Raw genomic sequence first — 13,279 nt, 5'->3', positions numbered from 1 at the left:
CCGCGGGGGGCGCTGCGGTCCCGCGGGGGGTCCCAGTCCTCGGTCCGCCCCGGGCCCGGGGCCGGGGCCTGGGCGGGCGCCCCGCCCGGGGCGGCGGGGACGGCGGCCCTCGTGGTGTCGGGGTCGGACCGGGACCGCGCCGCTCACCTGCGGGTCATCGGCGGGTGGGCGGTCGCCCGGCCGCTGTGGTGCTCGCGGCCTCCCGGTCCGGTGGGTGGATCAGCCGGCCGGACCGCCCCAGAATCCCTGGCCCGCCGCGCCGTCCTCGTCACCCGGGCCACCGGTGTCGGCGGTGGCGCTGGTGCTCGGACCGGGGCTCGGGGTGCCGCACTGCCACTGGTCCCAGGGGGCGCAGGAGGCGGAGGCGCTGGCCGTGGGCTCCGTGGTCGGATCCTGCGACTGGGTCGCCGTGGGCTCCGTGGTCGGGTCCGTGGTCTCCGTCGCCGTGGGCTCCGTGGTGGCCTCCTGCGACTGGGTCGCGGAGGGGGTGGGCTTCGGGCTGGCCGCGCCGCCGCCCCAGACGCTGTCGGCGTCGATGGGCTCCGGCTTGGGGAAGTTCTTCGCCTTCTCGCCCTTGAGCGCGTCCGACATATAGAGCTGCCAGATCTCGGACGGGAAGGAGGATCCATGGATCTTCTCCCGGCCGCCGGTGCCGAACATCTTGAGGAAGCCGCGCTCCTTGGCCTTCTCGTTGTCGTCGAGGCGGTACATGTCGATCGCGGTCGACAGCTGCGGGGTGTAGCCGACGAACCACGCCGACCTGTTGCCGTCGGTGGTACCGGTCTTCCCGGCGACCTGGCGGTTGGGGAGCCGGGCGTTCTTGCCGGTGCCCTTGTCGTCCTCGACCACATCGCGCAGCACATCGGTGATGTTGTGGGCGATCTGCGGGGTGAAGGTGCCGACCGGGTTGTCCTTGTGCTCGAAGATCGTCCGGCCCCGCTTCAGGACCTTCTGGACGGAGTACGGGTCCCGGCGTTCGCCGTTGGCGGCGAAGGTGCCGTAGGAGCTGGCCATCCGGATGGCGCTGGGGGTGGAGATACCGAGGGAGAAGGAGGGCACATTGGCCTTGTCCAGCGATCCCTCCCGCAGTCCGGCGTCGACGGCCGCCTGGCGGACCTCGGAGATGCCGATGTCCATGCCGAGCTGGACGAAGGGGGAGTTGGCCGAGACGATCATCGCCTCGCGGAGGGTGACATCGCCGTAGTCCTGGTCGTTGTCGTTGACCTGGTACAGCTCGGCTCCCTCCTCGTTCCGCCAGACGTCGCCGTTGTACCGCTTGATCCTCAGCTTGTTGTCACCGTTGTAGGTGGACTTGTCGGGGTTGAGGATCTTCCGCTGCTGCGCGGTCTGGACATCGCCGAGCTGGGGGTTGCGGACCCCGTCGCGCATGGCGGCGGCGAGTACGAAGGGCTTGAAGGTCGAGCCGACCTGGGCGCCGGTGGTGTCGGCGTTGTTGGTGTAGTGCTTGGTGGCGTCCACACCGCCGTAGATGGCGACGATCTTTCCGGTGTCCGGCTCGACCGAGGCGCCGCCGAACTGGACATGGGTGTCCGTCTCCGGGCGCTTCCTGGGGTCGATGTTCTCCTTGCGGACCTTGGTGATCGCCTTCTCCAGCTGGGCCACCTTCTTCTTGTTGAAGGTGGTGTGGATCTCGTAGCCGCCGGTGGCCAGCTGGCTCGCGCTGATGTGCTTGTTGTTGGCGAGGAAGTTCTCCTTGGCGAGGTCGACCAGATAGCCGACCTGTCCGCCGAGGCTGGCGCTCTTCTTCACCGGGTCGGGCTCGGGGAAGCCCTTGTCCAGGAAGTCGTCCCGCTTCGCCGCGTCGAGGTAGCCGTCCTTGGTCATCTCGTCGAGGATCCAGCGCCAGCGCTTCTCCGCGCGCTCCCGGTTGCTCGCCTTGGTCGCCGCCGGGTGGATATCGATGGCTCCCGCCGGGTCGTACCAGGTGGCGCCCTTGAGCAGGGAGGCGAGGACGGCGCACTCGCTGGCGTTCAGATCCTTGGCGTCCTTGCCGTAGTACGTACGGGAGGCGGCCTGTATCCCGTAGGCGTTGCGCCCGTAGTACGAGGTGTTGAGATATCCGGCCAGGATGTCCCGCTTGTGCACCTCGTTGTCGATCTTGATCGAGATGAAGAGTTCCTTGAACTTGCGGCTGACCGTCTGGGACTGGTCGTTCAGCCGCGCGTTCTTCACATACTGCTGGGTGATGGTGGAGCCACCCTGGGTGTCCTGGCCCTTGGCCATGTTGAACAGGGCGCGGGTGATACCCCGGGGGTCGACGCCCGAGTCCTTCCAGAAGGTCTTGTTCTCCGCCGAGATGACGGCGTTCTGCATGTCCTTCGGGATCTCACCGATGTCGATGTTCTGCCGGTTGTACTCACCACCGGTCGCGGCCATCTGGCTGCCGTCGTCCCAGAAGTAGACGCTGTTCTCGGCCTCGGCCGCCTTGTCGGGGTCCGGGATGTCCACCCAGGCGTAGGCGAGGGTGGCGGCCACCATCAGACTGCCGAAGAAGCTCAGGCAGAGCCCGGTGGTGAGCTTCCAGGAGGGCACCCAGCGGCGCCAGCCGTACTTGCCCCAGCGGGGATAGTCGATCAGCCTGCGGCGCCCGGGAGGGCCGCCGTCATGGCCGTCCGCGCCGCCGCGGCGTCCGCCGCCACGGCCGCCGTGGCCGGATCCGGCCCCGTCCTCCGGCCGTCTGCGGCCGCCCCGGCGCGCGGCACGCCGGGCCTCGGCGCGGCCCCCGTAGGGGCGCTCCTGGCCGTGTGCCGCGAAGGAGTCGGCATCGACTCCTTCGTACGGGGCCGCTCCGCGGCCGGAAGTCTGCTGGGCACGCCTTGCAGCCGCACGCCCGCCACCTTGGGGCTGCGGCGGTTTGCGACGGTGCTCGCTCATCGAACAACTACTCCTCGGGCAGGCGAGACGCCTGGAAGCGGCAGTGGTGGTCCGGTCCCCCCGAAATGGATACGGGCGAGTCCGGCCAAGGAATCGTCCGCTGTGCATCCACGGCGATGACGCTCAAACGCGTCACGTGGTTCCCGGTGGTCTGCATCCGCACAGACTACGCACGCCCAAATCACTCCGGACTCCGAAGTTCACCCCAAAACAGGCAAGTTGCTCCGTATCAATTGACGATGTGACGCCGTTCACGATCACCCCCCTTGTCGCGGGGGTCCCTCCGCCCTATCGTGCTGATGTATCGAGTCGATACATCAGCACGGCATAAGCGGCCGGGACGGTGGAGGAGGGCCATGGTGAGCAGACGCTCGGGCATCCTTGAGTTCGCCGTCCTCGGGCTGCTCCGTGAGGCTCCGATGCACGGGTATGAGCTGCGGAAACGGCTCAATACCTCGCTGGGGATCTTCCGTGCCTTCAGTTACGGGACGCTCTACCCCTGCCTCAAGACACTGGTCGCCCATGGCTGGCTGGTCGAGGAGACGGGGGACACCTCCGAGGACGCCCTTCCCGCTTCACTCTCAGGACGCCGCGCCAAGATCGTCTACCGGTTGACGCCGGAGGGCAAGGAGCGCTTCGAGGAGCTGCTGGCCCACACCGGCCCGGACAGCTGGGAGGACGAGCACTTCGCCGCCCGTTTCGCCTTCTTCGGGCAGACGGAGCGCGAGGTGCGCATGCGGGTGCTGGAAGGCCGTCGCAGCCGGCTGGAAGAGCGCCTGGAGAAGATGCGGGCCTCCCTGGCCCGCACCCGTGAGCGGGTGGACGGCTACACGCTGGAGCTGCAGCGGCACGGCATGGAGTCGGTGGAGCGCGAAGTGCGCTGGCTGAACGAGCTCATCGAGAGCGAGCGGGCGGGGAAGGACCAACGGCGGTCCACCACCGACGGCTCGGCTCAGCAGGACAACAGAACTGGGTCGCCGGACGGCCTGCCCCGGAACGCGGGTGACGAGAGCAGCGGAGGAAACCCCTCCCGGCCCGTCACCCCGCCGGATCCGTCCGACGGCACCGTCAACTGAGACCCCGCGGTCCGCAGGGTTTCATCCGAGATCACACAGGGAGCAACCGGAATGGGTTCGGTTCGCGTAGCCATCGTCGGCGTGGGCAACTGCGCCGCCTCGCTGGTCCAGGGCGTCGAGTACTACAAGGACGCCGACCCGGGCAGCAAGGTGCCGGGTCTGATGCACGTCCAGTTCGGCGACTACCACGTCCGGGACGTCGAGTTCGTCGCTGCCTTCGACGTGGACGCCAAGAAGGTCGGCCTCGACCTGGCGGACGCCATCGGCGCCAGCGAGAACAACACCATCAAGATCTGCGATGTGCCGAACTCCGGTGTCACCGTGCAGCGCGGCCACACCCTCGACGGTCTCGGCAAGTACTACCGCGAGACCATCGAGGAGTCCCCCGAGGCCCCGGTCGACGTGGTCCAGATCCTCAAGGACCGCCAGGTCGACGTTCTCGTCTGCTACCTGCCCGTGGGCTCCGAGGCCGCCGCGAAGTTCTACGCGCAGTGCGCCATCGACGCCAAGGTCGCCTTCGTCAACGCCCTCCCGGTCTTCATCGCCGGCACCAAGGAGTGGGCCGACAAGTTCACCGAGGCCGGGGTCCCGATCGTCGGCGACGACATCAAGTCCCAGGTCGGCGCCACCATCACGCACCGTGTGATGGCGAAGCTGTTCGAGGACCGGGGTGTCATCCTGGACCGCACGATGCAGCTGAACGTCGGCGGCAACATGGACTTCAAGAACATGCTGGAGCGGGAGCGGCTGGAGTCCAAGAAGATCTCCAAGACCCAGGCCGTCACCTCGCAGATCCCCGACCGCGAGCTGGGCGAGAAGAACGTCCACATCGGCCCGTCCGACTATGTGGCCTGGCTGGACGACCGCAAGTGGGCCTATGTCCGCCTGGAGGGTCGCGCCTTCGGCGATGTCCCGCTGAACCTGGAGTACAAGCTGGAGGTCTGGGACTCCCCGAACTCCGCCGGTGTCATCATCGACGCCGTGCGCGCCGCGAAGATCGCCAAGGACCGCGGTGTCGGTGGCCCGATCCTCTCCGCCTCCTCGTACTTCATGAAGTCCCCGCCGGTGCAGTACTTCGACGACGAGGCCCGGGAGAACGTCGAGAAGTTCATCAAGGGCGAGGTCGACGGCTGACCGGTCCATCCCGCGCGGGGTCCCCGGGTCATCCACCCGGGGACCCCGCGCGTATGTGACGCTTGACCGCATGTCCGTCGCCCGTGATCTTCGTACGCTGCTCGCACTGAGCGGTTTCCGGCGGCTGCTGACGGTCCGGCTGCTCTCCCAGCTGGCCGATGGCGTCTTCCAGGTCGCACTCGCCACCTATGTGGTGTTCTCCCCGGAGAAGCAGACCTCACCGGCGGCCATCGCCTCCGCCATGGCCGTCCTGCTGCTGCCCTACTCCCTGGTCGGCCCGTTCGCCGGGGTACTGCTGGACCGCTGGGAGCGGCGCCAGGTCTTTCTGTACGGGGGGCTGCTGCGGGCCGTCCTCGCGGGCGGGACCGCCGTCCTGATCGTCGCCTCCGTTCCCGACTGGCTCTTCTACGCCTCCGCCCTCGCCGTGACCGCGGTCAACCGCTTCGTCCTGGCCGGGCTCTCCGCCGCGCTCCCCCGGGTGGTCGACGAGGAGCGGCTGGTGATCGCCAACTCGCTCTCGCCCACGGCGGGCACCCTGGCCGCGACCGCGGGCGGCGGGCTCGCCTTTGTGGTGCGGCTGGCCGCGGATACGTCCGACACCCCCAATGCCTCCGACGCCGCCGTGGTGCTGCTCGGTGCCGTGTTCTATCTCTGCTCGGCCCTGGCCTCGCTGCGGATGGACCGGCGGCTCCTCGGCCCCGATCTCGACGGTCCGCGGGCCCGGATCGGCGAAGCCCTCGCCTCCACCGCCCAGGGGCTCGCCGAGGGGCTGCGGCATCTGGCCCGGCGCCCTCCGGCGGCCGGGGTGCTGGCCGCCATGACGCTGATGCGCTTCGCCTATGGCGCCCTGACCGTCATGGTGCTGATGCTCTGCCGCTATGCCTGGTACGACGACGAGAAGGACGGCCTGGCTCTGCTGGGGGTCGCCGTCGCCGTCTCCGGAGCGGGCTTCTTCGCCGCCGCCGTCCTCACCCCCTGGGCCATCGGGCGGCTGGGACGTCTCGGCTGGATGATGACCTGCGCCGGCACGGCGGCGGTCCTGCTTCCCGCGCTGGGGCTGCCCTTCGCTCCCGGACCGACCCTGGTGGCCGCCTTCGTCCTGGGGTTCATCACCCAGGGATCGAAGATCACCACCGATACCGTCGTCCAGACCTCGGTGGACGACGCCTACCGGGGCAGGGTCTTCTCCCTCTACGACGTGCTGTTCAATGTCGCCTTCGTGGGCGCCGCGGGAGTCGCGGCACTGCTCCTGCCCGCCGATGGACGATCCGTCCCGCTGGTGGTGATCGTCGCGTCGATCTACGCGGGAATCGCGCTGGCCCTCGCCCATCGCCGACGGGCCGAGGGGGTCCGCTGACGGGTCCGGGCAAGGCTCGGGGGCGATGTTTCACGTGAAACATCGCCCCGGCCACGGTCCTGTTTCACGTGAAACATCGCCTCGGGCCGTCCGCGCCGCATCCGGCGCGGACCGCTTTCTACGGTGTGTTCTGCTCGGCCCACCAGGAGGTGAGCGCGGCGACGGCCGCCTCGTACTCCAGCGGACCGTGCTCCAGGCGCAGCTCCAGCAGATGGGCATACGCCTTGCCGATCACCGGTCCCGGGCCCACGCCCAGGATCTCCTGGATCTGGTTGCCATCGAGGTCGGGCCGGATGGCGTCCAGCTCCTCCTGCTCCTGGAGCTGCGCGATCCGCACCTCCAGCCCGTCGTACGCCCGCGAGAGCGCCGATGCCTTGCGCTTGTTCCGGGTGGTGCAGTCGGACCGGGTCAGCTTGTGGAGCCGGGTCAGCAGCGGTCCGGCGTCACGGACATAGCGGCGGACGGCCGAGTCGGTCCACTCCCCGGTGCCATAGCCGTGGAAGCGCAGATGCAGCTCCACCAGCCGGGAGACATCCCTGACCAGCTCGTTGGAGTACTTGAGCGCGACCATCCGCTTCTTGGTCATCTTCGCGCCGACCATCTCGTGGTGGTGGAAGGAGACCCGGCCGTCGCTCTCGAAGCGGCGGGTCCTCGGCTTGCCGATGTCATGGAGGAGCGCGGCCAGCCGGAGCACCAGGTCCGGGCCGTCCTCCTCCAGATCGATGGCCTGTTCCAGGACGGTCAGGGAGTGCTCGTAGACATCCTTGTGCCGGTGGTGCTCATCGCTCTCCAGCCGCAGCGCGGGCAGCTCGGGGAGCACATGGTCGGCGAGCCCGGTGCCGACCAGCAGAGAGAGCCCCTCCCGGGGGTGGGCGGAGAGAAGCAGCTTGTTCAGCTCATCCCGTACCCGCTCGGCGGAGACGATCTCGATCCGCTCCGCCATGTCCTTCATGGCCGCGATGACCTCGGGGGCCACGGTGAAGTCCAGCTGGGCCGCGAAGCGGGCGGCGCGCATCATCCGCAGGGGGTCGTCGGAGAAGGACTCCTCGGGGGTACCGGGCGTCCGCAGCACCCGGGCCGCGAGATCCTCCAGACCGTTGTGCGGGTCGATGAACTCCTTCTCGGGCAGGGCGACGGCCATCGCGTTCACCGTGAAGTCCCGGCGCACCAGATCGTCCTCGATCGAGTCGCCGTAGGACACCTCGGGCTTGCGCGAGGTCCTGTCGTACGCCTCCGAGCGGTAGGTCGTGACCTCGATCTGGTAGCCGGCCTTCTGGCAGCCGATGGTGCCGAAGGCGATGCCCACATCCCAGACCGAGTCCGCCCAGGGGCGCACGATCTTCAGGACGTCCTCGGGACGGGCGTCCGTGGTGAAGTCCAGATCATTGCCGAGCCGGCCGAGGAGGGCGTCCCGGACCGAGCCGCCGACCAGGGCGAGCCGGAATCCCGCCTCCTGGAAGCGGCGGGCGAGATCGTCGGCGACCGGCGCTACGCGGAGTAGCTCCGCGACCGCGCGGTGTTGCACCTGGCTCAGGGCGGTGGAGGTCTCTTCATTGGCGTTCGGCACAACAGAACAGGGTACGTCCCCCCGCGCGCGTCCACCGCCGCCCGCGCCCGGACCCGGGGATCCCGGGGCGCCGGAGATCCGTTGCGATCTTGTGAAGCGGTCCGCGGCACTTCGGCCGGGCCCACCTCGTTACCATGCGTGGACGCAACCAGGGTCCGTCAGGGCGACCCTGGCGACTGCGACCAACCGCAACAGACGACAGGGACGGACGTGCGCGTGGCCGAGGCGGCAGTCTTCCAGGGGGGCTCTTCCCCTTCCCCGGCCCGCCGGTGGCTGCGCCACAGAGCCTCGGCGCTGGTCGGTGCGGTGCTGCTGACGGGGCTGCTGGGCGGGACGCTGCCCGCCACGGCCCAGGCGGCTCCCCGGGACGCCTCCGAGGCCCGGTCGGACGCGGATACGGTCGATGTGTCCCTCACCACATTCTCACCGGCGGCTCCGGTGGCCGGCCAGACCCTGAAGATCAGCGGAACGGTGGTCAACCAGGGCAAGCGGCCCATCCAGGACGCCGAGGTCACCCTGCGGGTGGGGCCCCCGCTGTTCGGCCGGACCGGGATCGACCGGGCGACCGAGCGGACCGACTTCCATCCGAGCTTCGACGGCACCCCGGTCGACGACTCCTTCACCTACAAGCTGCCCAAGCTGGCCTCCGGGATAAGCCGGGACTTCTCCCTGCGGGTCCCGGTCGACGAGCTGAACCTCGGCGCCGACGGGGTCTACCAGCTCGGGGTGACCGTCTCCGGCCGGACGGGCCAGCACTCCTTCAGCGAGGTGCTGGGCATCGAGCGGACCTTCCTGCCCTGGCAGCCGGACGCACTGGAGAAGAAGACCCGGATCACCTACCTCTGGCCGCTGATCTCCTCGTCCCATCTGACCTCCCAGACCACCTCCGGGAACCAGCAGGTCCCCGTCTTCAAGGACGAGTCGCTGGCCCGGGAGATCGCCCCGGACGGCAGGCTGGGCCAGATGGTCTCCCTCGGCCGGGATCTGCCGGTCACCTGGGTGATCGACCCCGATCTGCTGACCAGTGTCGCCGCCATGGCCGAGGGCTACCGGGTGCAGCGCGAGAACGGTGAGGGCACGGTCGCCGGGGAGAGCCAGGAGGTCGCCAAGAGCTGGCTCAAGGAACTCCAGCAGGCGGTCGCGGACGACGAGGACGGCACGGTGGTCGCCCTGCCGTTCGCCGACCCCGATCTGGCCTCGCTGGCCCACCGGGGCAAGGAGGTCTCCGGCTCCCTGAACCAGCTCCAGCAGGCCACGGAGGTCGCCGCCGACACGGTGGAGACGGTGCTCCATGTCGAGCCGTCCACGGACTTCGCCTGGCCGGTGGAGGGGGCGATCGACTCCTCGATCGTGGATGTCGCCACCTCGGCGGGGGCCGACAAGATCATCACCCGGAGCGACAGCCTCCAGGACAACCTCACCTACACGGCCAGTGCCGCCCGGCCGATCGGCGGCGGCACCACCGCCGTGGTCGCCGACTCCCGGCTCTCCAAGGCGTTCCAGGGCGACATGCTCAGCTCCGGCGCCTCGACCCCGGCCGTCCAGGAGTTCCTCGCGCAGACGCTGGCGGTGACGCTCCAGAACACCGACCAGCAGCGGAGCCTGGTGGTCGCGCCGCAGCGGACACCGACGGCCTCCCAGGCCCGCTCCATGGCGGAGGTGCTGGTCGCGCTGGGTGCCCAGCGGTGGACCCAGCCGATGGACCTGGTCCCGGCGGCCGGGATCAAGCCCGACCCCAGCGCCAACAGCAAGGTGCCCCCGGCCTCCCGCTACCCCGCCGCCCTGCGCAAGCAGGAGCTGCCGGTGGAGGCGTTCCAGGACATCCGGGACACCCAGGACGCCCTCAACAAGTTCTCCGTGATCCTCACGCAGAAGGACCGGGTGGAGACGCCCTTCGGCCGGGCCATCGACCGGGAGCTGTCCACCACCTGGCGGGGGCAGCCGGTCGAGGCGGCGGAGTACCGCTCGGCGGTCCGGGACAATCTGCGGGTCCTCACCGAGCAGGTGCGGCTCATCAAGAAGTCCCAGATCACCCTCTCGGGGCGGAGCGCGACGATCCCCATCACCGTGCAGAACCGGCTGATGCAGGATGTCGACCGGCTGGTCCTGCGGCTCAGCTCGAACAACGCGGGCCGGCTCAGCCTCGACGGCGACCGGGGCGGGGTCGCCAGCCGGCCGATCGAGATCCAGGCCGGCCACAGCCAGTCCGTGAAGTTCGACGCCAACGCGAACGCCAACGGCCAGGTACGGATGAAGGCCCGTCTCTACACCGAGGACGGCAAGCCGTACGGTCCGGAGATGGAGTTCACGGTGATGGTCTCGGAGATCACTCCGACCGTGATGCTCGTCATCGCGGGCGGGGTGCTGCTCCTGGTCCTCGCCGGTGTGCGGATGTACACCCAGCGCAAGCGCGCGGCGGCCCAGGACCGGGCGGCCGCCGCCGGGGACGGTCCGGACGGCGGGGACGGTCCGGACGGCGGGCAGCCGGAGGACTCCGGGAACGGCGCTCCGGAGGGGCCCGGGACGCCCGGGGCCGACGGTGGCTCCGGATCCGGCGAGGACGCCCCGGAGCAATCCCCGGAGGACTCCCCCAAGGAGGGGCCCCGCTCCGAGGGCGGCATGGGCGCCGCCGATCCCGGGCAGCCGAGTGACCCGACGCCGGACACCGGTCCCGAAACCGGCAAGCCGTCGGGCACGGGTGAGAAAGTGGACCGTTGAGCGATGTCGTGGCCGGCCCGGCCCGGGACGATGAGGTGGGGTACTGATGAACGCGCCGTACGACGGTGACCGAGGCCAGGGCCCGGGTGTGGACCCGGCAGGCCAGGTCCCGCCGCAGCCCGCCCCGGACCCCTCCTCGCAGGATCCCTACGCCCCGGGGGCGTACCCCCCTGCCCAGGGTCCCCAGGACCAGCAGATGTACCCGCAGGGTGGCTACGCGCCGGAGGGGTACGGCTATCCCCCGTACACCCAGAACGCCCAGAACACGCAGAACATCCAGGACGCTCCGGGCCAGGGTGCCCCCGGTCAGGGCGGTCCGGGCCAGGATCCGCAGCTCCAGGATCCCTACGCCCAGGACCCCTATATCCAGGACGCCTACGCCCAGGATCCCTACCGGCGCCAGGATCTGTCCGCCCAGGACCCGGTGACCGAGGCCCTGTACGACCGGTCCGCGCACCCCCCGCCGCCGCCCGGCACCTACCCGGAGCCGCAGCCGCTCTACCAGCAGCCCCCGGCCTCCCCGTACGCGCCGGACCCGCGGGTCTGGGCCCAGACCCCGCCGCCCGAGCCCGCCGGCCCCTCCCGGCACCTGCCCTATGGCGACGACGCCCGGACCACCCAGTACACGGGCGTCGACGAGCTGGTCACCGGTGACCGCAGGGCCGAGCCCGACGCGTTCGCCCATCTCTTCCGGGACCAGCAGGTCACGGCGCAGACCGTGCCCGCGCCCGCCGCCGCCCCCGAGCCGCCCGCCGAACCCGCTCCGGCCCCGGCGCCGAAGAGCTCCGGCGGCGGCCGGACCTCCGGTCTGCTGAAGTCCAGCGCGGTGATGGCCGCCGGAACCATCGTCTCCCGGCTCACCGGCTTCCTCCGGACGCTGGTGATGGCCGCCGCGATCGGTGTCAGCGGCCTCAACGACTCGTACCAGATCGCCAATGTGCTGCCGACGATGATCTACGTCCTCGTCGGCGGCGGCGCCCTCAACGCGGTCTTCATCCCCCAGCTCGTCCGGGCGATGAAGAACGACGACGACGGCGGCGAGGCCTACGCCAACCGGCTGCTGACGCTGGTCGTCGTCCTTCTCGCGGCCGTCACCACCGTCTGTGTGCTCGCCGCCCCGCTGCTCATCCAGATGATGTCGGACCCCATCGCCTCCGATCCGGAGCGCATGGAGGTCGCGGTCACCTTCGCCCAGTACTGCATCCCGACCATGTTCTTCATGGGTCTGCATGTGGTGCTCGGGCAGATCCTCAACGCCCGGGGCCGCTTCGGCGCGATGATGTGGACCCCGGTCCTCAACAACATCATCACCATCGTGACCTTCACCGCCTTCATCTGGGCGTTCGGCGGCTTCACCAGCACCGGGGTCACCGAGTCGACCATCACCCCCGAGGGGGTCCGGCTGCTCGGCATCGGCACCCTCCTCGGGCTCGCCGTCCAGTCGCTGGCGATGATCCCGTATCTGCGGGACGCCGGTTTCAAGCTGCGGTTCCGCTTCGACTTCAAGGGCCAGGGCCTCAGCAAGGAGCTGGGCCTCGCCAAGTGGACCTTCCTCTTCGTCCTCGCCAACCAGCTGGGCATGATCGTGGTGACCCAGCTGGCGACCTGGGCGGGCTCCGAGGCCGCCAAGGACAACGTCGAGGGCGCCGGTATCACCGCGTACAACTACGCGCTGCTCCTCTGGCAGATGCCCCAGGCCATCATCACCGTCTCCGTGATGACCGCCGTCCTGCCCAGGATCTCCCGCTCCGCCCACGACGGCGACCACGCGGCCGTCCGGGACGACATCTCGTACGGGCTCCGCACCTCGGCCGTCGCGATCGTGCCCTGCTCCTTCGCCTTCCTCGCCCTCGGACTGCCGATGGCGACCCTGCTGTACGCGGGCTCCGGAGACGGCGCCCGGGGCATCGGATTCACTCTGATGGCCTTCGGTCTCGGACTGATTCCGTACTCCGTGCAGTACGTCGTCCTCCGCGGCTTCTACGCCTACGAGGACACCCGGACGCCGTTCTACAACACGGTCGTCGTCGCCCTGGTCAACGCCGCCGCCTCCACCGTCTGCTTCATGCTGCTCCCGGCCCGCTGGGCGGTCGTCGGCATGGCCGCCTCCTACGGCCTCGCCTACATGGTCGGCGTGGGCATCGCCTGGCGTCGGCTGAAGCGGCTCCTCGGCGGTGACCTGGACGGTGCCCATGTCATGCGTACCTACGCCCGGCTCTGCATCGCCTCCGTCCCGGCCGCCGCGGCCGCCGGAGCGGTCGCCTACCTCGTCCTCCAGACCCTGGGCAGCGGCGCCCTCGGTTCGCTCGCGGCGCTCGCCTCCGGTGGGCTCGTCCTGCTGGCCGTCTTCTTCCTCGCCGCGAAGAAGATGCGCATCGCCGAGCTGAACTCCATGGTCGGCATGGTGCGGGGGCGCCTCGGCCGCTAGCGGGACCGCCCGCTCGCACAACCATCGCCCTCGGCCGTGTGTCGTGCATAGCAGCGGACTGTGGGCACAATTGGCTTGGCTGTTGGATATGCGCAACGGATGGG

The 13,279-nt window shown here is 69.8% G+C and carries 7 protein-coding genes; 5 read left to right on the top strand and 2 right to left on the bottom strand.

What is annotated here, in order from left to right:
* Positions 1–219 precede the first annotated feature (219 nt).
* Complete coding sequence (locus ABT354_RS26690; RefSeq protein WP_351498216.1) at positions 220–2,895, bottom strand: transglycosylase domain-containing protein; 2,676 nt, start codon at positions 2,893–2,895, stop codon at positions 220–222.
* Between the two features lie 359 nt (positions 2,896–3,254).
* Here ABT354_RS26690 and ABT354_RS26685 point away from each other — a divergent pair, with 359 nt between their 5' ends.
* The 3 genes from ABT354_RS26685 to ABT354_RS26675 all read left to right on the top strand — a co-directional run bounded on the left by ABT354_RS26685 (position 3,255) and on the right by ABT354_RS26675 (position 6,462).
* On the top strand, positions 3,255–3,971 hold the full coding sequence (locus ABT354_RS26685; RefSeq protein ID WP_351498224.1) for a PadR family transcriptional regulator: 717 nt from the start codon (positions 3,255–3,257) through the stop codon (positions 3,969–3,971).
* A gap of 51 nt (positions 3,972–4,022) precedes the next feature.
* Complete coding sequence (locus ABT354_RS26680; protein WP_351498214.1) at positions 4,023–5,105, top strand: inositol-3-phosphate synthase; 1,083 nt, start codon at positions 4,023–4,025, stop codon at positions 5,103–5,105.
* Between the two features lie 70 nt (positions 5,106–5,175).
* Positions 5,176–6,462 carry an MFS transporter gene (locus ABT354_RS26675; RefSeq protein WP_351498212.1) on the top strand — a complete coding sequence of 429 codons (1,287 nt, stop codon included), beginning with the start codon at positions 5,176–5,178 and terminating at the stop codon, positions 6,460–6,462.
* Positions 6,463–6,580: 118 nt separating this feature from the next.
* Here ABT354_RS26675 and ABT354_RS26670 read toward each other — a convergent pair whose 3' ends face one another.
* Positions 6,581–8,029, bottom strand: coding sequence for a CCA tRNA nucleotidyltransferase (locus tag ABT354_RS26670; RefSeq protein ID WP_351498210.1), 1,449 nt, complete (start codon positions 8,027–8,029; stop codon positions 6,581–6,583).
* Between the two features lie 216 nt (positions 8,030–8,245).
* Here ABT354_RS26670 and ABT354_RS26665 point away from each other — a divergent pair, with 216 nt between their 5' ends.
* Positions 8,246–10,747 (top strand): DUF6049 family protein, encoded by a 2,502-nt coding sequence (locus tag ABT354_RS26665; RefSeq protein ID WP_351498208.1) that lies wholly within the window; start codon positions 8,246–8,248, stop codon positions 10,745–10,747.
* Positions 10,748–10,793: 46 nt separating this feature from the next.
* Positions 10,794–13,175 (top strand): murein biosynthesis integral membrane protein MurJ, encoded by a 2,382-nt coding sequence (gene murJ / locus ABT354_RS26660; RefSeq protein ID WP_351498206.1) that lies wholly within the window; start codon positions 10,794–10,796, stop codon positions 13,173–13,175.
* Positions 13,176–13,279 lie beyond the last annotated feature (104 nt).

This window comes from Streptomyces sp. NPDC000594 (genome assembly GCF_040299965.1).
Taxonomy (GTDB): domain Bacteria; phylum Actinomycetota; class Actinomycetes; order Streptomycetales; family Streptomycetaceae; genus Streptomyces.
Note: the sequence above shows the minus strand (reverse complement) of the source record. Positions and strands in the feature narration are given on the sequence as shown.

Excerpts from the sequence above, each read along its gene's own strand:
- ABT354_RS26675 (WP_351498212.1), top strand. The coding sequence starts at position 5,176 with ATGTCCGTCGCCCGTGATCTTCGTACGCTGCTCGCACTGAGCGGTTTC.
- ABT354_RS26690 (WP_351498216.1), bottom strand. The coding sequence starts at position 2,895 with ATGAGCGAGCACCGTCGCAAACCGCCGCAGCCCCAAGGTGGCGGGCGT.
- ABT354_RS26680 (WP_351498214.1), top strand. The coding sequence starts at position 4,023 with ATGGGTTCGGTTCGCGTAGCCATCGTCGGCGTGGGCAACTGCGCCGCC.
- murJ (WP_351498206.1), top strand. The coding sequence starts at position 10,794 with ATGAACGCGCCGTACGACGGTGACCGAGGCCAGGGCCCGGGTGTGGAC.